Genomic DNA, 24,406 nt, shown 5'->3' on the forward strand with positions numbered 1-24,406 from the left:
TTTATTATTTTTGGAAGCGGTATTTAATTTTATAACGTCTTCTATAATGTAAGAAGGATTGCAATATGCATATATACTATGTAGATTTATACAAGGAGGTAGAAATGAGTATAAAAAGAAAGACCATATTTGGATTGTTTTTGTTTGTATGTTTTGTTTTTATATTTAACTTCAAGACATATGCTGCAGGTCCAGATATAACGAGAGCTGATGGGCAAAACAGATATGATACGTCAGTAAATGTATCGAAAACAAATTTTACTAAGTCTAATTGTGTAATAATAGCTTCTGGAGAAGATTTTGCGGATGCACTTTCTTCAACAACACTTGCGGGAAAGAACGAGGCACCCATACTTTTGTCTGAAAAAAGTCGGTTAAGAGACAATACTATTCTAGAAATAAAAAGGCTTGGAGCCAAAAATGCAATAATAGTAGGTGGTGAAGGAGCTGTATCCGATGCTGTAAAAAGACAACTGGAGGGAATTTCAGTATCTGTTACAAGAATTGGAGGAAAGGATAGGTATGATACCAGTGTTCAGGTGGCAAAAAATATAGGAACCCAAAATGGTATAGCTATAGCTTCTGGAGAAAACTTTGCAGATGCACTTTCCATGGCTCCTATTTCGGGATCAAAACAAATACCAATGATTCTTACAAGTTCAAAGACACTGTCAGATTCTGCTAAACAATATATAGATCAAAACAGGGGAAAAAGTTTTTATATTGTTGGGGGAGAAGGAGCAATATCAAATTCTATTGCAAGCTATATAGGAAACTGTGAAAGATTGGCTGGAGTCGATAGATACGAGACAAATACAGCAGTAATAAACTCATTTTTGAAAAAGGGATACGTAAATATGAGTACAGTTTACGTGGCAACAGGTTCTGGATTTTCAGATGCACTTTCCGGCTCTGCAGCCGCAGCTCAGACCGATTCGCCTGTTGTTATTGTAAACAGTAACAGTATAAATCAGCAGAGTATGATAAAAACGAATATATCTTCTGTGAAATCAATAAAAATAATTGGAGGAATAGGTGTAGTTAGTGATGCAATGGTACAGAGACTTATAAATGGTAAAAATATAGTGGTAACGTTGGATCCGGGTCATGGAGGATATGATCCAGGAGCAATTGGACCAGGGGGAAGCATGGAAAAAAATTTAACTTTGTCCATAGCATTGAAAATTGGGAAAATTCTTCAGCAAAATGGAATAAGCGTAACATACACTAGGACGAGTGACAAAGTATCCTGGCCATCCAATGTAAGTGAAGATTTGCAGAAGAGATGTGACATATCTGATGCAGCCGGTTCGGATTATTTTGTATCCATACACATGAATAGTGCTGAAGCCAGCAGTGCGAGTGGAACGGAGACTTATTACTATAGTTCCAGTGAAAATGGGAAGGAGCTGGCACAATATATACAATCCAGTCTTGTACAGGCTATAGGTTCCACAGACAGGGGAATAAGGACAGCCAATTATTATGTTATAAAAAATACTGCTGCACCGGCTGTGCTTGTAGAGGTAGGTTTTATAAGCAATCCACAGGAAGAAAAACTTTTAAACAGTGATGATTTTCAAAAAAAGGTTGCAACAGGCATAGCAAATGGGATAATGAAAAAAATACAGCAGGATAATTGAGGTTGTAGGTTGTCTTAATATGAAACCATAGATTATTATATTATCAAAATGATACCGAATTGTATCATTTTGATAATAATTTTTTATAAAACGAGATAAAATAAGCTCTGAGAATGTGGTATAGATTTTGCTTTAATTATTAGTGTATAAAGTTTAATTGGAGGGGATTATTATGCATATTCCAGATAATTATTTGAGCCCATCTACTTGCGCTGTCATGTTTGCAGTTATGATTCCCGTATGGATGAGAGCTTCAAAAAAAGTAAAGAAAGAAATAACTAAGAAGAAATTGCCTGTTCTTGGTGTCTGTGCTGCTTTTTCATTTTTGATAATGATGTTTAATGTACCGGTGCCTGGTGGGACAACAGCCCACGCAGTGGGAGGAACACTGGCAGCTATACTTCTAGGACCTCACGCAGCTGTAATTTGTGTAACTATAGCATTGCTAATTCAGGCTCTTTTCTTTGGAGATGGAGGCATACTTGCCTTTGGTGCGAATACTTTCAATATGGCATTTGTAATGCCATTTGTAGGATATACTATCTATAGGTTTGCAAAATCCAGATTGAAAAATGAAAAAGGAGAATACATAGCGGCTTTTATAGGTGGTTATGCAGGAATTTTGGTAGCAGCCTTTGTAGCATCTATAGAATTTGGTATACAGCCAATGCTATTTAAGGATATAAATGGTGCACCACTTTACTGTCCTTATGGATTGAATATATCGATACCTGCAATGATATTGCCACATCTTTTAATTGGAATTATAGAAGGCGGTATTACGGCAGCTGTGCTTGCGTATGTTAAAAAGGTATCACCTGGGACAATATATGAAGATAAATGTTCAAGTAGAAAACCTCTATATGGGCTTTTAATCATTCTCATAGCATTGTGTCCGATTGGATTGCTGGCAGAGGGAACTGCCTGGGGCGAATGGGGTTCTGAAGAAATAAAGGGGCTTGTAGGATATATTCCTGAAGCATTCAAGCATGGTTTTAATTATAATGCTGTAGCGGCAGATTATTCAATATCTGGTATGAATGATGTTGCAGGCTACATTATATCTGCTGTAGGAGGAGTAGCAATTATACTTATATTGGTTAAGATATTGTCTTCATCAAGAAAAGAAAACAATAATTCTTAAGAAGTTAATGGAAAGATGTACAATGTACATCTTTCCATTAACTTTTATAAAATGATCTTAGAGCATCAGTCAATATGTCTATATCTTTTTTTGTATTGAAGTATCCTAGGCCTATTCTTATTGCACCTGTATTATAAGTTCCCATGATTTTATGCGTTGTAGGGGAACAATGAAATCCGACCCGTACCATTATATTATATTTTTTATCTAACTCAAAGCCTATTTCATCACAGGGAATGCCCTCTATATTAAAAGAAATAACCCCAACTATTTTGTCGGCATTTTTTGGACCGTATATTTTTATTCCAGGTACACTGGACAATTTATATAATGAATATTGTATGAGTTCACTTTCCTTTTTCCTAATTGATGCTATACCTATTTTGTTTATATAGCTGATTCCTTCTAGGAGTCCGGCTAAACCTACTACATTCAATGTACCTGCTTCAAATTTATTAGGGAGATAATCGGGTTGATACGGATATTTCGAATCAACTCCTGTACCACCGGCTTTCAATGGATTTATGTCCTTATCGCAATTTATAATAAGTCCTCCGGTGCCTGTTGGACCTAAAAGACTCTTATGACCTGTGAAGGCCAGCAAGTCTATATTGTCATTTTTTATATCTATTGGGTAAGCACCTGCTGTTTGCGCACTGTCTACTAAAAATGGTATTCCATGACTTCTTGCTATTGCTCCAATTTTATTTATAGGTTGAATTGTACCGAGCACGTTGGATGCATGGCTGAAAATAATTAATTTTGTATTTGGCTTTATTAACGATTCCATTTCATTTATATTTGGTATTCCGCTGCTGTTGCAGGAAATGGTGGATATATGTATGTTTCTATTTTTTTCAAGTATTTTTAAGGGCCTCATGACAGAATTATGTTCAATACTACTTGTAATTACATGATCTCCATATTCAAGAATTCCATTTATTGCAAGATTCAATGCTTCAGTAACGTTGTAGGTAAAAACCACATTTGAGGGTTTATCAAAATTAAATAGTCTGCATAAGCTGTTCCTGCAATTATATACTAATTTATCAGCTTCTATTTCAGATTTATATGCTCCTCTTCCTGCGGTTGCACCTATATTTTTCATAAAATGGTACATTTTATCTGCAACTACATTTGGCTTTGGATATGACGTAGCTGCATTGTCTAAGTATATGCCCATGTTATCCACTCCTTTGCTATTTTAATTATACTATTAAATATTAAAATGAAAAATTCTTTCAGTCCAAATTTTATTTTCAAGTTGCATATTCCTATGTTATTATATATTAAACAGGTGCTTTATGATAATTGTATAAGGAGTGATATAATTGGAAAAAATTTGTTATAATAGTACAAGAGGATTGAAACAAGATTCATCCGCATCATGGGCTATATTAAATGGAATTGCAAAAGATGGCGGACTTTTTGTGCCTGATCAGATACCTTTTATAGGAAATAAATTGGAAAGATGTATACATATGGGTTATAAAGAATTAGCTCTATTTATAATAAGCAAATTCTTTACAGATATAGATAAAAAAGAACTGTCTGATTGTATAGATAAAGCATATGACAATAAATTTGAATGTGATGAAATAGTTCCACTAAAAAAGACAGAAGAGGCTTTCTATCTGGAATTGTATCATGGACCTACTCTGGCATTTAAGGACATGGCACTTTGTCTTCTTCCATATTTAATGAAAGTTTCAGCAGAAAAACAAAATTTAAATAAGGAAATAGTTATACTTACAGCCACTTCTGGGGATACAGGGAAAGCTGCTCTCCATGGATTTGCTGATGTTGATGGTACAAAGATAATTGTATTTTTCCCGAAAGACGGGGTAAGTGAGATACAAAAAATGCAGATGATAACTCAAAAAGGTAAAAACACAAAGGTAATTGGTATAGACGGAAATTTTGATGATGCTCAGAGTGAAGTGAAGAAAATTTTCAATGAAAATGAGTTGAAAAATAAACTAGAGGAAAATGGTTATGTGTTTTCTTCAGCAAATTCTATAAATATAGGTAGGCTTATTCCTCAAGTTGTCTATTACTTTTATGGATATATGGAACTAGTTAGGGAAGGTGAAATAAAATTTGGTGACAAAATAAATTTTGATGTTCCAACAGGAAATTTTGGCAATATATTGGCTGCCTATTATGCAAAAAAAATGGGACTTCCTATAAACAAGCTTATATGTGCATCAAATGATAATAAAGTTTTATTCGATTTTTTGTCTACAGGTACATATGATAAAGTAAGGGATTTCATTGTTACTATATCACCATCTATGGATATACTTGTATCGAGTAATCTTGAGAGGCTTTTGTATGATATAAGTTCTAAAGATACTGATTTAGTAATGAGATTAATGGGCAATTTAAATAAAAAAGGGAAATATACTATTACCGACAATATGAGAGATGAATTAAAATCATTTTATGGAGGATTTGCTAGTGAAAAAGATACAATGAGTTCCATAAGATATAATTTTCAAAATTATAATTACTTGATGGATACGCATACTGCCGTAGCTCATTCAGTTTATGAGAAATATGTGAATAATACTGGTGACAAGACAAAGACTATAATAGTTTCGACTGCTAGTCCATATAAATTTACGAAGTCAGTTATGACTGCATTGAATGAAAAATATGGCAGCTATAATGATATGGAACTTATAGATATTATGAGTAAGGTTTCAGGACTTAAGGTTCCAGATGCTTTACAGGCTTTGAAAAAAGATAGTATCATTCACAGAAGTGTATGTAAAAAGCAGGAAATGAAAAATGAAATTATAAAATTCCTCTTGTATAATAATTGATAAAATGGTCTATTTATCTCTTCTTATTTATGTTATATATTTGATGAACTTACATTTTCACAAAATACTGACAGTGCTTTTAATAGGGGAGAAGAAGTTTTATGGTTATGTCATTATTGGAAAAGTATAGTCAATTGAAAAAAGAATATGAGGATTATCAAGAAATGGCTGAAGATACTATGCAGAAACAGAGTAAAAAAATTATTGAATTAGATAAAAAGTTGGATATGATGTCATTGATAGTTGAAATAAGCCAATATGTTAATAAATATCTTGAAGATGGTGAGATAGTTTCAACTGTAAATGATATAATGATTGGGATTCTAGGAGTGACTTATTCAAGTATATACTTAGTTGAAAATAGAAAATTGAAATTAAAAGTTTCAAATTTAAAAAATACAAAGCATCATCAGAGTGTATATAAATTCAACCAAGGAAATGTAACCAAACCTAAAATTAATTTGACAAATTCAAAAAGTAATATATATTTGGGTAAGGAAAATCTGGAAATTCACTCAGCTATATTTATTCCAATATATTTGCAGGATGACCTTTTAGGTGCTATTGTAGTTGAGCATAATATATATAACTATCTAAATATGGATCATATAAAATTATTGATTGCTGTTAGTAATCAAATTGCAATGTGTATAGAAAATAATCGACTTTACAATCAGATAAAAGAAAATTCCCAAAGGGATTTTCTGACAGGACTCTTTAATAGAAATTATTTTTTCTCTGTAATAAGCGACGAGATAAAAAATTGTGAATCTAGTTTTGCAATTGTAATGATAGATATAGATAACTTTAAAAACTGCAATGATACTTTTGGACATCAATATGGAGATAAGGTGTTGAGACTGGTAAGTAGTATTATTAAAGATAACCTTAGAAATGAAGATATTGTGGCCAGATACGGAGGGGAGGAAATTATAGTTTATATGTATGATGTTAAGAAAGAAGAGGATGTGTACCGGAGAATGTGCAGTATAAAAAGCAAGATAATGGATACACCTATAAATTATGGAGAAATTTCTTCTCATGTGACTGTTTCTATGGGCATAAGTGTATCTAAGGCTGACAATAATGATATAGAGAGCTTGATAAGGGAAGCAGATGTAAATTTGTATAGAGCAAAAAATTCAGGAAAAAATAAAGTAGTTATCTAAAAAGGTGATAGTTTATGGTTACAAAATGGACAGATGAACAAAAGAAGGCAATATTTACTGAAAAGTCAAATCTTTTAGTAGCTGCAGGAGCAGGAGCTGGTAAAACTGCAGTTCTTGTGCATAGAATAATAAGAAAGGTAATCAGTGAAGATTCAGATATTGATATAGACAGGTTACTTGTTGTAACTTATACAAATGCAGCAGCATCTGAGATGAAAGAAAGGATAGGAGAGGAGATTCAGAAGAATTTAGAAGAAAATTTCCAGTCAAAGAAACTTCAAAGGCAACTTACACTTTTAAATCAGTCAAATATTATGACTATGCATTCTTTTTGCCTTAAAGTTATTAGAGACAATTTCCATCTGATAGATCTTGATCCGAATTTCAGGGTAGCAGATAATGAGGAGATTATACTTTTGAAGCAGGAGTCAATTTCAGAACTTTTTGAAGAAAAGTATGACTGTAATGATAAGAATTTTCTTCTACTTGTGGATTCCTATGGCGATAAAAGTGATTCTAAAGTTAAGAATATGGTTTTAGATTTATATGAATTTGTCCAAAGTGTACCATGGCCACAGAAATGGCTTAATTGGGCTGCTGAAAGTTTTAACTTGGATAATAATTTTAATTTTGAAACCTCAAAGTGGTCGGGTATGATTATTTCAAATTTAAAAGTTGAGGTTAAGGGTCTAATATATAAGTTAAAAAGTGCAATTGAATTAATACACATGGATTCAGAACTTAAAACATATGAAAGTACTTTTTATAGTGATATTTATAATTTTGAGGATCTGTTGGGATTGAAGCAGTGGAAAGAAATAGCCGAAAAAATTAAGAATTTTAAATTTGATAGATTTGCTTCACTGAAAGGCGTAAACTATAATGATGAAATAAAACAAAAAGTAGTTAAAATGAGAAACGACGTAAAAAAATCAGTGAAACGAATACAAAGTAGTATATTTGGATATACAGATAATATTGCTAAAAGTATAAAGGATATTTATCCTCTTATGAGATGCCTGGTTGATATTGTAAGCGATTTTGAAAGTAAATATTCATCCAAAAAGCGGGAAAGGGATATAGTGGATTTTAACGATATAGAACATTTCTGCCTGGACATATTGACATGTAATAAAGGTGAAAATGGGGAAATATTACCTTCTGATACCGCGATTTATTATAGGAACTTTTTTGAAGAAATATTGATAGATGAATATCAAGACAGCAATGCAGTTCAGGAAGTTATAATAAATATGATAAGTAGAAAAGGTGAGCTTCCAAATCTGTTTATGGTTGGAGATGTAAAACAAAGCATATACAGATTTAGACAGGCAAGGCCGGATTTGTTTATGGAAAAATATAATAGTTATTCTGATAATGACGGAGAAAAAGATAGAAAAATAAAATTATTTAAAAATTTTAGAAGCAGATCTCAAATAATAGATGGAGTAAATTTTATATTCAAGCAGATAATGTGTAAAGAAGTAGGCGAGCTTGAATATGATGAAGAAGAGGAGCTCAAAAGTGGAGCAACATATCCAGAAGCTTCAGAGGAAAAAGGTATATTTGAAAATGAAAGTATAGAACTTCATTTAATAGACAAAATGACAGAAAAAGACAACGAAGAGAATCTGGATGATATTCAAATTGAAGCAAGGTTGGTAGCAGATAGGATAAAGTCACTGGTAAATACAGGAGATGGGGAAAATAGAAAAGTATATGACGGGGACATAAAAAGTTATAGACCAATAAAGTATAAAGATATAGTCATTTTAATGCGTGCTACAAAGAATTGGTCACCTATAATGGTAGAAGAATTGAATAATTTAGGAATACCCGTCTTTGCTGATACATCAACAGGCTATTTTGAAACCATTGAAATAAGGACAATTATGAGTCTTCTTCAAATAATAGATAATCCTATCCAGGATATACCTTTGATATCTGTACTTCGTTCACCTATAGAATCATTTTCACCGGAAGAACTTATAGATATAAGAATTGTAAATAAAAATATTCCATTTTATGAGGCGCTTAAGAGCTGTATGTCCGGCTCTTCAGAGGAGTGTTCTATAGATAATATAGAAGATAATCTTAAAAATAAAGTGAATAATTTTATGATGAGATTAAATAATTGGAGAAAAAAAGTTATACATATGCCAATAGATGAATTTCTATGGTATCTATATACGGATACAGGATATTATGGATTTGTAGGTGCCATGCCAGGAGGTACCCAGAGACAGGCGAATTTAAGAATGTTGTTTCAGAAAGCAGAGCAATATGAAAAAAGTAGTTATAAAGGACTTTTTAATTTTATAAATTTTATAAGTAAGCTTAGAAGTGGCAGCGGAGATATGGGTAGTGCCAGGATATTGGGTGAAAATGAGAATGTAGTCAGGATAATGAGTATACACAAGAGCAAGGGACTTGAATTTCCTGTAGTTATTCTGGCAGGGGCGGGCAAGAATTTCAATATGATGGATATGAATAAACCAGTGCTTTTCAATGAACAATTGGGACTCGGACCTGATTATGTAGATCCTGAAAGAAGAATACGATACCCTACTGTCATAAAGCAGATGTTGAAGAGCAGAATTAAAATTGAAACTCTTTCAGAGGAAATGAGGATACTCTATGTAGCTTTTACGAGGGCGAAGGAAAAGCTTATTATAACAGGTATGGTGAACAATCTTGAAAAAACTTGTAGAAAATGGTGTGAGGAGTCAATTGTTGATGAACATAAGATCCCTGAATATGCACTTTCTAATGCACATAATTATCTTGACTGGATAGGAGATGCTCTTGTCAGACACAGGGATGGTGAGACCATCAGGAAAGCAGCTTCTTACGAAGCTGATGCTGATTTTATATTAAATGATTGTTCAAAGTGGAGTATTGATTTGTGGAAAAAAGAGGACTTTTTTAAAGAGTCAGAGGATGATTCTGAATACGATATGATAAATCATATTAAAGAGAGGGCTGCAGATGAGGATAGGAGCGAATACTATGAAAAAATAATTGAGAGGCTCAACTGGAAATATAAATATTATGAAGCTTCTAAAATTCCTGCAAAATTTTCAGTATCGGAATTGAAAAGGAAGTTTGAAATTATTGACAGAGAAGATAGCGGGGAATTCATGGAAGGCATAAATCTCAAAAGACCACATTTTATTGATGGAGAAAGCAGAATATCTCCCGCTGAGAGAGGAACACTTGTTCATCTCGTCATGCAGCATATAGACATACATAAGATTGATTCAGAAAGTGCTGTAAAGCAGCAAATACAGAATCTTGTAGCCAGAAAATTTATTACTGAAGAGGAGAGTAAGGTAATTTCTGCATATAAAATATTTAGATTTTTTAATTCTAATCTTGGTATTAGAATGAGGAAAGCTGAAAATTTATATAGAGAAATTCCATTTTATATGCAGACAGACAGTGGAGATATATATGAGGATTTACCTGAATACATAGGTAAGAAGGAAAAAGTAATTATACAGGGAATAATTGACTGCTATTTTAAAGAGGAAGACGGGATTGTACTTGTGGATTATAAAACTGATTATGTAGAAAATCCTGAAATTATTAGGGATAGGTATAAAATACAAATTGACTATTATTCAAAGGCACTTGAAAAAATGACGGACATAAAAGTTAAAGAAAGGTATTTATATTTATTTCATAAAAATATGCAGCTTGAGATTTAATTATGGGAGGGATTAAAATGGAAAAAGTAGCTGATAAATTTTTAAGATATGTTAAATTTGATACTAGATCAAGTGAGGAATCTGACAGTGTTCCGACTACTGAAAAACAGCTAAAACTTGGCAAACAGCTTTCAGAAGAGTTAAGAGGCATGGGAGTCGAGAATGTATCTTTAGATGGAAATGGGTATGTAATGGGTACACTGAGAGGTAATGTAGATGGGAAGGCACCGACTGTAGGATTTATTTCCCATATGGATACAAGTCCTGAAATCTCAGGAAATAATGTAAAACCAAAAATAATTGAGGATTACGATGGAAAGGATATAATCCTAGATGATAATGGTAATATAGTATTGAAAATTGAAGATTTTCCGGAGATCGTAAAATATAAAGGCAAGACCTTAATAACTACAGATGGCAATACATTACTTGGAGCAGATGATAAAGCTGGTGTGGCAGAAATAATGACGGCAGTGGAATATATTATAAATCATCCTGAAATGAAACATGGAGATATTAAAATAGCTTTCACACCGGATGAGGAAGTTGGAAAGGGTCCAGATCATTTTGATGTTGAAAAATTTAATGCCAAATTTGCATATACAATAGATGGAGGTGAACTTGGAGAACTGGAATTTGAAAATTTTAATGCAGCGTCTGCCAAAGTTAAGATTAAAGGTAGGAATGTGCATCCAGGATCTGCAAAGAACAAAATGATAAATTCAATACTTATTGCCAGCGAATTTATGGAGATGTTTCCCAAGGAGGAGACCCCTGCAACTACAGAAGGATATGATGGATTTTACCATATTGTTTCTATAAATGGTGAAGTGGAGGAAACGGATTTATCTTATATAATAAGGGACTTTGACAGAAATAATTTTGAAAGAAGAAAAAAATTTATTGAGAAGTGTGCATCTGTGATTTCCAATAAATATGGTAGAAATATTATAGAAATTGACATAAAAGATCAGTATAGCAATATGAAAGAAAAAATAGAGCCTGTTAAGTATATAGTGGATATTGCAGCTCAGGCTATGCGTGAAGCAAATATAGAACCCAAAATATCTCCTATAAGAGGTGGAACTGATGGAGCGAGGCTTTCTTTTGTAGGGCTTCCAACTCCTAATATATTTACAGGAGGGCATAATTTTCATGGAAGATATGAATATATTCCTGTATTTGCCATGGAAAAGGCTGTTGAAGTTATAGTAAATATAATAAAACTGGTGCCAAGATTATAATTTACTTCAATTCATGTAATAATTTTGCCTGAGATACATATAATATTAAAGTTAGACTTAATATTATATATTTATTACAAAAAGGGGTGAACATGAATTGAAAAATAATTTTATAATAACAATGGATGTAATAGAGGAATGTCTTAGAGAGTGCTTTGAGGGCAATGAGAATAACAAGGAAGAAAAATCAAACTCTGCTAATAAAAAATAACAGAGCTTGTTAAAATTGTCTGAGTATATTTAGTGTATAGCTGTTAACTGCTTTGCTGCAGAAGTTATGTCCTTACTTCCAAGTATTGCAGATACAACGGCTATACCATCTATACCTGTTGAAAATACTTCTTTGAAGTTGTTCTGTCCTATACCTCCAATGGCAACTGCAGGTATGTTTATACTGTTATAAATTTTATTGAGACCTTCTATTCCTATAGGGATATCTATGTCTTTTTTGGTTCCGGTATTAAATATAGTACCTATGCCAAGGTAATCAGCACCGCCATTTTCAGCTTCAACAGCTTCTTCTATGTTTCCGACAGATATACCTATTATCTTATTGATACCTAGTATTTTTCTGGCTATGTCAAGGGGAATATCGGTTTGACCTAAATGTACTCCATCTGCATCAATAGCTTGAGCTATATCTAGTCTGTCATCTATTATGATTGGAATTTTATAATACTGTGTAATTTCCTTGACTTCAAGTGCTATTCTATAAAATTCTCTTGAAGATGCATTTTTTTCTCTTACTTGAACTAAGGTAACTCCACCTAGTATTGCCTCTTCAACGGCCTTTTTCAAGGGCTTTGATCCAATGAATCTCCTATCCGTTACCAGATATAAATTATAATTTATTCCCATAATATTTTTTCACCTTTCCTTAGTTTATCACAGTCCAATTCATATATTGAATCTATTAATTTTACCCTGAAGCTTCCAGGAGCTTTTGCGTATTTAAAGGCTTCCTCAGCAGCTATATTCATTGATAGTATAGCTGCAGTTGCAGCAATAAAATTATCTTTACAAGCTCCAGCAGCTGCACCGCAGAGTGCACCTAGCATACATCCTGCACCAGTTATTTTGGTGAGCATATTTGTACCATTTTGTATTATGGCACTTTCTTTGCCGTTTGTTATGAAATCTTCTTTACCTGTTGCGGCTACAGTGCAATTATACTTTCTGGCAAGTCTTATGCAACTTTCCATTGCTCCTTCGGAACCATCTAAAGAATCCACGCCTTTTACATTTGAGGATTTTCCTGCAAGAAAATTTATTTCTCCTATATTTCCTTTTATAATATCTATTTTGCCAACCTCAAAAATTCTGTTTATGACCTGAATTCTTTTAGGAATAGCAGCGCAAGCTACTGGATCGAGCACTACTGGAATATCATTTATTTTTGCAGATTCTACTGCAAGTATTACTGAAGTTTCTTGTTCTTTATTCAAAGTGCCTAGATTTATATAAAGTGCCTGTGATATTTTTACAAAGTCAAATACTTCATCATAGGCTTCACACATGGCAGGTGAAGCACCATAAGAGAGAAGTATATTTGCGCAGTCGTTAATTGTAACATGATTTGTAATACATTGAACCAGTGGAACTTTTTGCCTTACTTGAAGCAATACATTTAAAACTCTTTCCAAATTTGAATTATTCATTATAATTTCCTCCCAGCTTATGAATTGAGAATTCCAGGTATTATTTATAGGAAATTCCTGCTTTTTTGTACAGTTCTACAAAATGTCCTAGAGGACCTACACCATGGCCTATGGGAAAGGAATTTTCTATAGCTTTTGTTATATACTTTTTGGAGTTCAAAACTGCCTGCTCTAAATCAAATCCCCTGGCTATATATGAGGTTATGGCAGAAGACAAAGTACAACCAGTTCCATGAGTATTATTGGTGTCTATTCTGTTGCATTTTATGCATGATATTTTGTTATTGTACAACAAGATATCATTTGCATCCTCTTGTCTGTGCCCTCCTTTTACAAGTACATGTCTACAACCAAGTTGTTTTATTTTGAAGGCTGCTTTTATCATATCATCTTCATTTGATATCTTTATTCCTGATAGTACTTCCGCCTCTGGTATATTTGGAGTTACCAGATCTGCTATGCTTATTAGATATTTTAATTGATTCTGTGCTTCTTTTTTTAATAGAAAGTAGCCACTCTTTGATATCATTACGGGATCAAGTACTATGTTTTTAACTTTATATTCTTTTAATAGTCTATATATTACTGATATGGTTTTGCTGTTTGATACCATGCCTATTTTTACAGCATTAACTTCTATATCATCAAATATTGATCTAATCTGAGCTTCAACGATTTCAGGAGATGCTTCCATTACACTTTGTACTCCAACTGTATTTTGAGCTGTTATAGCTGTAATAGCGCTCATTCCAAATACACCGATTGCACTCATTGTTTTTAAATCAGCCTGTATTCCGGCACCACCCGAACTATCAGAACCGGCAATAGTCAGCACTTTTTTCATTGCGGTCACCTCTTGCTTTCCATAGTAAATTTAAAATGAAAGGTGTACTGCTGAAGAAGCAATACACCTTTTGAAATCCTAAAATTATGTAAATTATTATACAAAATGTTTCCTACGCCAGCCTTAACTGGATCAGGTTCAAAGAGTTAGATGTAAATCTTCTCAGCTTTTAAAAGCACCCCTACAATATATTACGTTATCACTATTAATTCTACTACAAATAGATAAATTTGCAACTTATATTTAAGAACCTATTTTATGAAAAAGTTTTAGCCCCAGAGCTATCATTCCAGAAGTTATCATGGGACCTACAGGAACGCCACCCAAAAATGCTGCAGCAAGGACTGCACCAAGTATAAGAGCTGGCATAATTTCACTATGTCCCTGTATGGTCAAGTACTGCATTCCCAATCCACTTAGGTATGTAGTAAAAAGTGAAATTAAGAGGGCAAATATTCCAAACCAGGATGTGAACACATTTTTTATGGCCATATATTTTACACTACCATTTGCTATAGGTATTAAAATGGATATTAGTAATATTATCAATCCCCATGATAAACCATTTTCTTGTAGAGACGGAAATACATATTTATCTATATTAAGAAGTTTTAAAATTAGGAGTATACAACTTGCGATAGCCACAGAATTGGCTTTTCCAAGAACTGAAACTGCCAGTATTATAACAAGAATTATTGTTGATTCCACTATTATCATCTCCAAATTTGAAAATTAATTTCATACTATATATTTTTATGTATACTGCATTAATATTATGTTTAAATTACGTTTTTATTAATAAAAACCACAAATTATTTATAAATACTACTTAATATACTTTAAATTATTGCAATTTAATATTATAATTATTTATAAGCTACTAAATTCAAGGTGGAGATTTGATGGAAGATATAGTTGATGTGAAGATAGAAGATATCTTAGAAAAATATCCTAGTACGAAAAATTTTTTTATATCTATAGGAATTAATAATGTCGATACTTCAATGACAGCCAGAAAAGTTATATCTGGTTTAGATGAAATGTACCTTGAAAGTATGGGTTACAACAGCAATCAAATTTTGAGTTATTTTGAAGATTTTATTGAAAAGATGAGGAAAATAAAAGATATGAACAGCTGTAATATTAGATCGGTAACTGTAATAGGAGGACATGACAAGTCAGGAAAAGATGAAGGATCAGAATTGACATTTAGATGTGGGGAAGTAGTTTGTATAGTTGGACGGACTGGTTCAGGAAAGAGCAGGCTTCTTGAGGATATAGAATGTCTTGCACAAAATGATACTCCAACAGGAAGGCAGATACTTATAAACGGCAAAGTACCTGAAGAGAAAGACAGATTTTCTTTGGACAATAAGATGGTTGCGCAGCTTTCACAAAATATGAATTTCATAATGGATGTTACCGTAGAAGAATTTATTGAAATGCATGCAGAAAGCCGAATGATATGCAATCCCTGTGAAATTGTGAAGTCGATAGTAAAATGTGCAAATGATCTTGCAGGAGAAAAATTTTCAAAAGATGCTCCAATAACCCAGCTAAGTGGTGGACAGTCCAGGGCTCTTATGATTGCCGACACGGCATTGCTCAGCAGATCGCCTATAATATTGATTGATGAGATAGAAAATGCAGGAATAGACCGTAGAAAGGCTATTGAAACACTTCTCAAAAAGGATAAAATTATTTTTATGTCAACTCACGATCCGATTTTGGCACTTATGGGTAATACGAGAATTGTGATAAAAAATGGAGGAATATACAAGGTTATAAAGATAGATAAAAATGAGAAAAAAAATTTAGAGCCTCTTGAATATATTGATAGTAAGCTGCTGAAAATAAGAAACAAATTGCGGGATGGAGAAATAATAGATTTTGATATAGGCAAATATTTTAAATATAAGGATTAGAAAAGGAATGATTTAATTGAGATTAATAACAGTCGCAGGTCCGCCTTCTTCCGGGAAGACGTCAGTTATTTTGAAAACTATAAACAACTTAAAAGACATGGGATCCAGGGTAGGGGTCGTAAAATTTGATTGTCTGTCTACGTATGATGATGATTTATACAGAAAAGCCGAAGTTGATGTTAAGGTTGGAATTTCTGGTGGATTATGCCCTGATCATTTTTATGTAAGTAATATAGAGGATTGTGTAAAATGGGGATTCAGTAAAAAATTTGACTACCTCATAACTGAGAGTGCAGGTCTGTGTAATAGATGTTCGCCACATATCAAAGAAGTTCTTTCAATTTGTGTTATAGATTGTCTATCGGGAATAAATACACCAAAGAAAATAGGGCCTATGCTTAAATTTGCAGATATTGTGGTTATAACAAAAGGAGATATAGTTTCCCAGGCAGAAAGGGAAGTATTTTCATTTCATGTAAAACAGGCAAATCCGAGAGCTAAAATTGTATTTGTAAATGGTATAACAGGTCAGGGAGCTTTTGAATTGGGAATGAATTTTAAATATTCTCATGAAATCAAGGATTTTAATGGAAAAAGTCTAAGGTTTACTATGCCGTCTTCAATATGCTCCTATTGTCTAGGTGAAACTAAAATAGGAATTCATTTTCAAATGGGCAGTGTAAAAAAGATGAATTTTTAAAAAATTTATGAATATTTATTGACATTGATTTAAATTTATAGTAGACTTATTTTCAATAGGTAAAGATAAAGGTTATGACAAGAGCAAGTAAGTATGTAATGTGTTTTAAAGAGAGTAGGAGTTGGTGTGAATCCTATAGGCATACGTATTGAAACTCATCTTGAAACTGCAGGTTGAATATCAGTAAACTGTGCCGGTTATATAAAACCGTTATTTTAATTAAGTAAAAAATTGGGTGGTACCGCGGCAGATTTTTCGCCCCAGCGAAATGAATCTGTTTTTTTTATACCCAAATTTGGAGATTGTATTTAATTGTTTTAAATTAAGAATTTTCATAATTTCAATTAATATATAAATTCATAAAATTAAGATGAATTATATTTTCTACATAGTTGTAGAGGTGTGACAGCACACCTATTTAAAATTTATAAAATGGATGGGTGAATAAGTGATGGATATTATAGTTTTAATTAAACAAGTTCCTGATATGGAAAAAGTAAAATTTGATAGGGAAAAAGGAGTAGTAGATAGGAAATCTGCTGGAACAGAAATTAATCCCTTTGATTTAAATGCACTTGAAACTGCAGTTCAAATAAGTGAAAAAATTGATGCAAAAGTTACAGCTATAAGTATGGGACCACCGAGTGCAGAACAGGCTTTGAAGGAATGTATTGCAAGGGGAGCAAATGAAGGAATATTAATTAGCGATGCAAAATTTGGAGGATCAGATACCAAAGCTACATCATTTATACTGGCAAGTGCTATTAAGAAAATTGGCAATTGTAGTTTGGTAATTGCTGGCGAAAAAACTGTAGATGGTGATACAGGCCAGATTGGACCTGAAGTTGCTGAATTTTTGGACATACCTCATGCAAGTTATATAAGTAAAATTACAGATGCAAATGATGATAACATAAAAGTTTGTTCAGAAATATGGGAAGGAACTTATTTGAAAAATATGAAGCTGCCTGCATTGATTACAGTTACAAAAGACATCAATGAACCAAGACTCCCTTCATTCAAGAGTAAAATGAAGGCAAGGAAGGCGGAAATAAAAGTTATAAAATTTGATGATTTAAGTGAATATCTGGATAATGATAAAGTCGGATTCAAAGGATCACCCACAAAGGTCAAGAAAATAGAAGTACCACAGATAGAAAAAAGACAGGGAAAAATCTACAGAGAAGCGGATTCTGAAAAGGCAGAAGAAGAACTTATAAGTTTATTCATGAAAAAGAAGGTTTTGGAGGTAGATGTTTAATATGGATAAAGAATATAATGGTATACTTGTATTTGCAGAGCAAAAAAAAGGAAAAATTCATAGAGTAAGTTATGAGTTAATTGGAAAGGCTAGACAACTTGGAGATAAATTGAATGTTCCCGTATACAGCGTACTCTTAGGACCAGAAGGTATGGAACCTGAGGAACTCATATATAGAGGGGCTAACAAGGTGTTTTATTCAGCTGATGATGTTTTTAATCAACCAGAAGAGTTAATTTATGAAACTAATTTGGAGAGCCTTATAAAAAAAGTAAAGCCTGAAATTTGTCTTATCGGAGCAACGACACTTGGAAGGTCTATAGCACCAAGGCTGGCGGCGGCTCTGGGTACTGGATTAACGGCAGATTGTACAGGACTGGAAATAGATGAAGATGGGAAGCTTGTTCAAATAAGGCCTGCTTTCAGTGAGAATATACTGGCTCACATAAAGACAGATACCTATCCGCAGATGGCGACAGTGAGGTATAAGGAATTTGATGAAAGCCTGAGAAACGATAAAAATAAAGGTGAAGTTGTTGTTATAGATCCGATAAAACCCAAAAATAAACTTGTAGAAGTACTAGATGAATTGAAGGCCCAGGATGTGGACATATCTGATGCTAATGTAGTTGTTGCAGCAGGGAAGGGTTTAAAAAAGGCTGAAGATATGAGCATGATTAAGGAACTGGCAGATCTGTTGGGAGGTTTGGTTGGTGCAACCAGAGAAATTGTAGATGACGGATTCATATCTAAGGACTTTCAAGTTGGGTATAGTGGAAATAGAGTAAAACCCAAAGTATATATAGCTTGTGGAATTTCAGGAGCTCCACAGCATATTGCAGGTATGAAAGAATCTGATTTCATAGTGGCAATCAACACAGATCCATCTGCTCCAATATTCAATGTGGCTGATTATGGAATAGTTGATGATATGTATAAAGTAGTACCGGATTTAATAAGAAAAATAAAACAAGGTAGTTTGCAAATAGCTAATTGTTAGATTGGAGTGTTAATATTGGGAAATAGTGTAATTGAGAATTCACAAAAAGAGGTAGAGGATAATTTAAAAAAAATCCTAGGAGAGGACTGGGTCACAAGTGATATGTCCCAGATACAGGGTTATTTGTATGACGAAACCGAGTCGCTTCTGCGACCAAGTGCATCGGAAAACTGCATAGTGGTCAAGCCTAAATCAGCACAGGAGGTATCAGATATCCTTAAATATGCAAATGAAATGCTCATACCTGTAACTGTAAGAGGCGGTGGTACAGGAGTTGTTGGTGGGGCTATACCTACTAAGCCTTCCATAATTTTATCATTGGAAAGGTTGAATAAAGTTGTAGATTTGGATGAAAAAAATTTGATGATCACTGTTCAAGCAGGGGTAACTCTTGCCCAGCTTCTTGAAGTGCTCAGCAATCAGGGAAAACTGTTCTTCCCTATACACCCGGGAGATGAGGGTGCACAGGTTGGAGGAATGGTAGTAACCAATGCAGGAGGGACAAGAGCTGTAAAACATGGGGTTATGAGAAATCATATTAAGGAACTGGAAGTAGTTTTACCTACGGGAGAAATAGTAAAGGTTGGTGGCAAGCTACTCAAGAATAACATGGGATATGATCTGCTCAACATGATGATTTCAAGCGAAGGAACACTTGGAATTGTAACTGAAGTTACATTAAGATTGTATGCTAGAAGTCAGTATTCAGGTACACTGATAGTTTCTTTCAATACAAGGAGGGAGGCCTGTGATTCAGTACCTCAAATAATACAGGAAGGAATTACGCCGTTGGCAGTAGAGTATATGGATAGAATTATTGCCAATAAATCGGCGGAGCAACTGGATACTTCATGGCCTGCTTCAAAGGGCTCTGTAGATTTGATATTTATAATTGATTCAGCTAATGAAGATGAACTCTATGCCAGCAGTGAGAAGATTGTAGATATATGTGAAAAAAATGGTGCGGTAGACAGTATAATAGCAGAGACACCAAAGGAGCAGAGGCATATACTTGAGATAAGGAGTAATGCCTATGGACCATATAAGGACAATATAGCAGATGCACTTGATATAGCAGTTCCACCTTCATCTGTACCTGATTTTCTGGATGATGTGGCGGAGTTTGCTAAGGAATATGGCAATTCAATAGTGTCTCTAGGACACATAGCTGATGGAAATATTCACAACTTCATTATGGGTGACAATGGGAAGTTACCTTCTTATTATGAAGAACTTAAAGAGAGGATGTATGAAACTGCTATAAAGTATGGAGGAACTGTAACAGCTGAACATGGAACTGGAAAAACGAGAAAGAAACATATGCCACTTCAATTTAGCAAAAAGGAAATTGATATTATGAATGGAATAAAGAAGGTTTTTGATCCTAATGGAATTCTTAATCCAGGGGATATAGTAGATTAAACAGGAACTGTAAGATAGATTTAATTTCTATCTTACAGTTCCTGTTATTATGTATACAATAAAAAATGCCTGAAATTATTTACGAATAATTTCAGGAAATCACACTTTTGGTGCCGATGGTCGGATTCGAACCGACACGCCCGAAGACACTTGATTTTGAGTCAAGCAAGTCTGCCAATTCCATCACATCGGCATAATCATTTAAATTATCTCAACAAGTAACAAAAAGTATAATATCATAAATGATATTTTACGTCAAGAGGCAATCTTAAATATGTTACAAAAAAATATATATAATATTTCATATCTAAAGTTTATTTTCTATGGAAATTAATGGTAATATGTAGTATAATTATAATAAATACGTATACTGATTATTCAGTGTAATATTTAATTAAAATAAAATGTCTAAATATACTATATAGGTTCTAAACGAGTATAAAAATAATATAATATAGGAATAAATAGGAAAAAATTTTAGCTGGATTTAATTAATATTAAGAGGAATATTTAAATATTATGTAGAATATAAATAATAAATTTTAATTGTGAGGATAATGATTATGGTAGATAAAAACATTTTTGGATTTCATTCTTCATTTTACTATTTTGGATTGGAACATTTATACGTAAGTATATGCCAATATATAAAATTGTGCATAGAAAAAGGTAATTTTATTTGTTTAATTGCAGATAGCAAAGTATGTAATGATGTTAAAAACTTTACTGGAATAGATAGGAATAGTAGTTTGCAGATACCAGATGTCTATAAAATAATTAATATATACAATTCTCTGGGTGAAACTGGAATGAGGGAAAAACTGTTGAAATATGAGAGTGCTATTACAAAGAGAGGATTTAAAGGACTGAGTTTTATAATAGATGTTGGTTATTTAATATCCGTCACATCTAAAAATGATTTCTTGAAAATTGATTGTGATATTACAAAAATTATTTCGAATACGAAATCATCTGTTATATGTACATATGATTTTGAAGATTATATAGGTAAGAGAAAGTTTATCGATGATGAAATTATTCGAAAATCCTATGAAAGTCATCCATATAGATTATACAAGAATAGATTGGTAAATTCAGAAGGATTATTTGCTGTCTAAAAGTATAAAAAAGAAGTTCTGCACGAATTAAAAAAGATGCGGAACTTCTTTATCCAATCTTATTTTGACATAGCTTCTTCAACAGCAACAGCAACGGCAACAGAAGCTCCAACCATAGGATTGTTACCCATTCCTATAAGTCCCATCATTTCAACGTGGGCTGGAACTGATGATGAACCTGCAAACTGAGCATCGGAATGCATCCTTCCCATAGTATCTGTCATTCCATAAGAAGCCGGGCCAGCGGCCATATTATCCGGATGAAGAGTTCTACCTGTACCACCACCTGAGGCAACTGAAAAATATTTTTTGCCAAGTTCAATACATTCCTTTTTATATGTTCCTGCAACTGGATGTTGGAATCTTGTCGGATTTGTTGAGTTACCAGTTATTGACACATCAACATTTTCATGATGCATTATGGCAACGCCTTCTCTAACGTCATCAGCACCATAGCATCTTACCTTTGCCCTTTCTCCGTCTGAATAGGCTATTTCTTTAACTATGCTGAGTTCACCTGTGTAATAGTTAAATTTAGTTTGAACATAAGTAAAACCGTTGATTCTCGATATTATGAAAGCGGCATCCTTTCCAAGACCGTTCAATATAACTCTAAGAGGATTTTTCCTTACTTTGTTAGCCGAGTTTGCAAGACCTATGGCTCCCTCAGCGGCTGCAAAGGATTCGTGACCGGCTAGGAATGCAAAACATTTGGTTTCTTCCCTTAAAAGCATTGCAGCTAGATTTCCATGACCAAGACCTACTTTTCTGTCATCTGCAACAGAACCCGGTATGCAAAATGACTGAAGACCCTCTCCTATAGCTTCAGCAGCTTCAGCAGCTTTGGTACAACCTTTTTTTATAGCTATTGCAGCACCAACCGTATATGCCCAACAAGCGTTTTCAAAGCAAATCTGCTGAACACCTTTAACTATATTGTAAGCATCAACTCCTTTTTCGTCACAAACGGTTTTAGCTTCTTCTATTGAGTTCATACCATATTTCTTTAATACAGGTATGATCTGATCTATTCTTCTTTCATAACTTTCAAATAATGCCATAATAATTTATCCCCCTGTTTCTTATTCTTCTCTTGGATCTATAATTTTTGCAGCCTGAGAATATCTTCCATATGTACCAGTAGCTTTTTTGATGGCCTCAGCAGGATCAGTACCCTTTTTTATCATGTCCATCATTTTCCCAAGGCTTATGAACTCATATCCTATTACTTCATTGTTTTTATCAAGAGCTATATGGTTTACATAACCTTCTGCCATTTCAAGGTATCTTGTACCTTTTGAATTTGTTCCATACATTGTACCTATCTGACTTCTTAATCCTTTTCCTAAATCTTCTAGACCTGCCCCTATTGGAAGGCCCCCCTCTGAAAAAGCAGTTTGAGATCTTCCATAAACTATTTGAAGGAACAGTTCTCTCATTGCCACATTTATTGCATCACATACAAGATCAGTGTTTAATGCTTCAAGTATGGTTTTCCCGGGAAGTATTTCAGACGCCATAGCAGCTGAATGAGTCATACCTGAACATCCTATAGTTTCAATCAGGGCTTCCTGTATAATACCTTCCTTAACATTTAAGGTAAGCTTACAGGCACCCTGCTGAGGCGCACACCAGCCTACACCGTGAGTTAATCCTGATATATCTTTAATTTCTTTAGCTTGTACCCATTTACCTTCTTCAGGAATTGGAGCAGGGCCGTGATTTGGTCCTTTGGCTACACAGCACATTTTGTCTACTTCTGTTGAATAAATCATATTTTATCTCCCTTCTTAAATTATAAATATTTTATGCGGTTTTATAATTATCCCGTAGGGGCTAAAACAATCCCATAAGAAATATAAATATTTTGTAATCAATATCATTCTATCAAACATATAATGTTATCTCAATAGATAGTGATGAAAAGTTTTAAATACAGCTAAAATTGTATAGAACTGAGATTCTGGGAGCAAAAATTTGATATAGATGATTCTTTTATTATATACAGTGATTTTTCCATATTTTCGGACAGATTTGTATTATTTCTTTTTAAATCTTCTTTTATACATTCATTACAATAACTGCAATAAGCATAATAATCTTTTCGTTCTCTGCAGTAAGATGAATAATACTGTCCACATAGTTCTATTACGTGTCTGCACAGATATAGATTACATGGATGGGGTCTTAATAAAAAATTTAATTTGCAACCTTTATCTCCTAAAAATGGACATAATTTAAAAAAGAGAGATTCATTAAAGCTCGTATTTTTTGTGTGAATTTTAATAAATTCCATATATTTGTTTTTAAAAAAAGTGCCCTGTATCATTATGGAATATTTTTTTATTATCGAGTTTGAAAGGGAAGCAAGATGCAATATAAAGTGTATATTGTTGTTGTCTATAATATTTTTTATATCTATCAATCTGTATTCAGGAAAATACCAGCAACATCCTCTGTTTTTGATATGGGTATATGAAGTAGATTCAAGTATTTTAGAACATTTTCCACATAGAGTACATTTAAATGCTGGAATATTGTTATTAAAATCGTAACTTAAAATCATTAAAATCAACCTTCCTCTATAATGATTTTAGTCCTTTTTGGAGATTTTTTAAAATGTATATAAAATATGAAAAATAGAACAAGTATGATTATTATACTTGTTTATAGGTGTATATTGTGTAAAATAGTACAGAGAGTATAAATTTAATATATAAGGATAGTAGTATTACAATAA

At 33.2% G+C, this 24,406-nt stretch carries 20 protein-coding genes, 1 tRNA gene, 1 riboswitch and 1 other annotated feature; of the genes, 12 read left to right on the forward strand and 9 right to left on the reverse strand.

The window, feature by feature from the left end; translation table 11 throughout:
- The first annotated feature begins 104 nt into the window (after positions 1-104).
- Together ACSVC9_RS01730 and cbiM are read left to right on the forward strand one after the other, a co-directional pair.
- A complete protein-coding gene (locus ACSVC9_RS01730; protein WP_446898668.1) occupies positions 105-1,643 on the forward strand; it encodes an N-acetylmuramoyl-L-alanine amidase in 1,539 nt (512 codons plus the stop codon).
- A 172-nt stretch (positions 1,644-1,815) separates the two neighbouring features.
- A complete protein-coding gene (gene cbiM, locus ACSVC9_RS01735; RefSeq protein WP_446898669.1) occupies positions 1,816-2,787 on the forward strand; it encodes a cobalt transporter CbiM in 972 nt (323 codons plus the stop codon).
- Between the two features lie 37 nt (positions 2,788-2,824).
- Here cbiM and ACSVC9_RS01740 read toward each other — a convergent pair whose 3' ends face one another.
- Positions 2,825-3,970: an aminotransferase class V-fold PLP-dependent enzyme gene (locus tag ACSVC9_RS01740; protein WP_446898670.1), complete on the reverse strand. Its 1,146-nt coding sequence runs from the start codon at positions 3,968-3,970 to the stop codon at positions 2,825-2,827.
- A gap of 148 nt (positions 3,971-4,118) precedes the next feature.
- Between ACSVC9_RS01740 and thrC the strand changes: the two genes are divergently transcribed.
- The 4 genes from thrC (at position 4,119) to pepT (ending at position 11,738) form a co-directional block, all read left to right on the forward strand.
- Positions 4,119-5,615, forward strand: a complete 1,497-nt coding sequence (thrC, locus tag ACSVC9_RS01745; RefSeq protein WP_446898671.1) for a threonine synthase — start codon at positions 4,119-4,121, stop codon at positions 5,613-5,615.
- 101 nt (positions 5,616-5,716) lie between these two features.
- Positions 5,717-6,784, forward strand: coding sequence for a diguanylate cyclase (locus ACSVC9_RS01750; RefSeq protein ID WP_446898672.1), 1,068 nt, complete (start codon positions 5,717-5,719; stop codon positions 6,782-6,784).
- 14 nt (positions 6,785-6,798) lie between these two features.
- The gene (gene addA, locus ACSVC9_RS01755) at positions 6,799-10,494 is read left to right on the forward strand and encodes a helicase-exonuclease AddAB subunit AddA (protein ID WP_446898673.1); all 3,696 of its coding nucleotides are present in this window, start codon (positions 6,799-6,801) and stop codon (positions 10,492-10,494) included.
- Between the two features lie 17 nt (positions 10,495-10,511).
- On the forward strand, positions 10,512-11,738 hold the full coding sequence (gene pepT, locus ACSVC9_RS01760) for a peptidase T (protein WP_446898674.1): 1,227 nt from the start codon (positions 10,512-10,514) through the stop codon (positions 11,736-11,738).
- 240 nt (positions 11,739-11,978) lie between these two features.
- Here pepT and thiE read toward each other — a convergent pair whose 3' ends face one another.
- From thiE to ACSVC9_RS01780, 4 genes are all read right to left on the reverse strand, one after another.
- Positions 11,979-12,596 carry a thiamine phosphate synthase gene (gene thiE / locus ACSVC9_RS01765; RefSeq protein WP_446898675.1) on the reverse strand — a complete coding sequence of 206 codons (618 nt, stop codon included), beginning with the start codon at positions 12,594-12,596 and terminating at the stop codon, positions 11,979-11,981.
- Positions 12,587-13,396, reverse strand: coding sequence for a hydroxyethylthiazole kinase (thiM, locus tag ACSVC9_RS01770; protein ID WP_446898676.1), 810 nt, complete (start codon positions 13,394-13,396; stop codon positions 12,587-12,589). The genes thiE and thiM overlap by 10 nt, the downstream gene beginning before the upstream one ends.
- Positions 13,397-13,436: 40 nt before the next feature.
- A complete protein-coding gene (thiD, locus tag ACSVC9_RS01775) occupies positions 13,437-14,240 on the reverse strand; it encodes a bifunctional hydroxymethylpyrimidine kinase/phosphomethylpyrimidine kinase (RefSeq protein ID WP_446898677.1) in 804 nt (267 codons plus the stop codon).
- A 92-nt stretch (positions 14,241-14,332) separates the two neighbouring features.
- Positions 14,333-14,433: riboswitch (TPP riboswitch) on the reverse strand.
- 50 nt (positions 14,434-14,483) lie between these two features.
- The gene (locus ACSVC9_RS01780) at positions 14,484-14,948 is read right to left on the reverse strand and encodes a DUF441 domain-containing protein (protein WP_446898678.1); all 465 of its coding nucleotides are present in this window, start codon (positions 14,946-14,948) and stop codon (positions 14,484-14,486) included.
- Between the two features lie 194 nt (positions 14,949-15,142).
- Here ACSVC9_RS01780 and ACSVC9_RS01785 point away from each other — a divergent pair, with 194 nt between their 5' ends.
- From ACSVC9_RS01785 to ACSVC9_RS01805, 5 genes are all read left to right on the forward strand, one after another.
- On the forward strand, positions 15,143-16,165 hold the full coding sequence (locus ACSVC9_RS01785) for an ATP-binding cassette domain-containing protein (protein WP_446898679.1): 1,023 nt from the start codon (positions 15,143-15,145) through the stop codon (positions 16,163-16,165).
- 16 nt (positions 16,166-16,181) lie between these two features.
- Entirely contained in the window at positions 16,182-16,865 is a 684-nt protein-coding gene (locus ACSVC9_RS01790; RefSeq protein ID WP_446898680.1) for a GTP-binding protein, read from the forward strand.
- Between the two features lie 65 nt (positions 16,866-16,930).
- Positions 16,931-17,131 (forward strand) — a binding site (T-box leader).
- A gap of 185 nt (positions 17,132-17,316) precedes the next feature.
- Positions 17,317-18,126, forward strand: a complete 810-nt coding sequence (locus tag ACSVC9_RS01795) for an electron transfer flavoprotein subunit beta/FixA family protein (RefSeq protein ID WP_446898681.1) — start codon at positions 17,317-17,319, stop codon at positions 18,124-18,126.
- 1 nt (position 18,127) lies between these two features.
- Positions 18,128-19,126 carry an electron transfer flavoprotein subunit alpha/FixB family protein gene (locus tag ACSVC9_RS01800; RefSeq protein ID WP_446898682.1) on the forward strand — a complete coding sequence of 333 codons (999 nt, stop codon included), beginning with the start codon at positions 18,128-18,130 and terminating at the stop codon, positions 19,124-19,126.
- Positions 19,127-19,141: 15 nt separating this feature from the next.
- Complete coding sequence (locus ACSVC9_RS01805) at positions 19,142-20,548, forward strand: FAD-binding oxidoreductase (RefSeq protein ID WP_446898683.1); 1,407 nt, start codon at positions 19,142-19,144, stop codon at positions 20,546-20,548.
- A 108-nt stretch (positions 20,549-20,656) separates the two neighbouring features.
- On the opposite strand, the gene ACSVC9_RS01810 is transcribed toward ACSVC9_RS01805, so the two are convergent.
- Positions 20,657-20,741: transfer RNA gene (locus ACSVC9_RS01810), tRNA-Leu, on the reverse strand.
- Between the two features lie 370 nt (positions 20,742-21,111).
- On the opposite strand from ACSVC9_RS01810, the gene ACSVC9_RS01815 reads away from it, so the two are divergent.
- Positions 21,112-21,666, forward strand: a complete 555-nt coding sequence (locus ACSVC9_RS01815; protein ID WP_446898684.1) for an MEDS domain-containing protein — start codon at positions 21,112-21,114, stop codon at positions 21,664-21,666.
- A gap of 59 nt (positions 21,667-21,725) precedes the next feature.
- Here ACSVC9_RS01815 and ACSVC9_RS01820 read toward each other — a convergent pair whose 3' ends face one another.
- From ACSVC9_RS01820 to ACSVC9_RS01830, 3 genes are all read right to left on the reverse strand, one after another.
- Positions 21,726-22,727, reverse strand: coding sequence for a GGGtGRT protein (locus ACSVC9_RS01820; RefSeq protein ID WP_446898685.1), 1,002 nt, complete (start codon positions 22,725-22,727; stop codon positions 21,726-21,728).
- A gap of 21 nt (positions 22,728-22,748) precedes the next feature.
- Positions 22,749-23,441, reverse strand: coding sequence for an iron-sulfur cluster assembly scaffold protein (locus tag ACSVC9_RS01825; RefSeq protein WP_446898686.1), 693 nt, complete (start codon positions 23,439-23,441; stop codon positions 22,749-22,751).
- 164 nt (positions 23,442-23,605) lie between these two features.
- On the reverse strand, positions 23,606-24,232 hold the full coding sequence (locus ACSVC9_RS01830) for a hypothetical protein (protein WP_446898687.1): 627 nt from the start codon (positions 24,230-24,232) through the stop codon (positions 23,606-23,608).
- Positions 24,233-24,406: the final 174 nt, after the last annotated feature.

The organism is Clostridium sp. LBM24168 (genome assembly GCF_052953915.1).

Coding starts and splice junctions, on each gene's coding strand:
- ACSVC9_RS01815 (WP_446898684.1), top strand. CDS start 21,112: ATGGTAGATAAAAACATTTTTGGATTTCATTCTTCATTTTACTATTTT.
- thiM (WP_446898676.1), bottom strand. CDS start 13,396: ATGAATAATTCAAATTTGGAAAGAGTTTTAAATGTATTGCTTCAAGTA.
- ACSVC9_RS01820 (WP_446898685.1), bottom strand. CDS start 22,727: ATGGCATTATTTGAAAGTTATGAAAGAAGAATAGATCAGATCATACCT.
- ACSVC9_RS01800 (WP_446898682.1), top strand. CDS start 18,128: ATGGATAAAGAATATAATGGTATACTTGTATTTGCAGAGCAAAAAAAA.
- addA (WP_446898673.1), top strand. CDS start 6,799: ATGGTTACAAAATGGACAGATGAACAAAAGAAGGCAATATTTACTGAA.
- ACSVC9_RS01785 (WP_446898679.1), top strand. CDS start 15,143: ATGGAAGATATAGTTGATGTGAAGATAGAAGATATCTTAGAAAAATAT.
- ACSVC9_RS01750 (WP_446898672.1), top strand. CDS start 5,717: ATGGTTATGTCATTATTGGAAAAGTATAGTCAATTGAAAAAAGAATAT.
- thiD (WP_446898677.1), bottom strand. CDS start 14,240: ATGAAAAAAGTGCTGACTATTGCCGGTTCTGATAGTTCGGGTGGTGCC.
- ACSVC9_RS01795 (WP_446898681.1), top strand. CDS start 17,317: ATGGATATTATAGTTTTAATTAAACAAGTTCCTGATATGGAAAAAGTA.
- ACSVC9_RS01730 (WP_446898668.1), top strand. CDS start 105: ATGAGTATAAAAAGAAAGACCATATTTGGATTGTTTTTGTTTGTATGT.
- pepT (WP_446898674.1), top strand. CDS start 10,512: ATGGAAAAAGTAGCTGATAAATTTTTAAGATATGTTAAATTTGATACT.
- ACSVC9_RS01740 (WP_446898670.1), bottom strand. CDS start 3,970: ATGGGCATATACTTAGACAATGCAGCTACGTCATATCCAAAGCCAAAT.
- thiE (WP_446898675.1), bottom strand. CDS start 12,596: ATGGGAATAAATTATAATTTATATCTGGTAACGGATAGGAGATTCATT.
- cbiM (WP_446898669.1), top strand. CDS start 1,816: ATGCATATTCCAGATAATTATTTGAGCCCATCTACTTGCGCTGTCATG.
- ACSVC9_RS01825 (WP_446898686.1), bottom strand. CDS start 23,441: ATGATTTATTCAACAGAAGTAGACAAAATGTGCTGTGTAGCCAAAGGA.
- ACSVC9_RS01830 (WP_446898687.1), bottom strand. CDS start 24,232: ATGATTTTAAGTTACGATTTTAATAACAATATTCCAGCATTTAAATGT.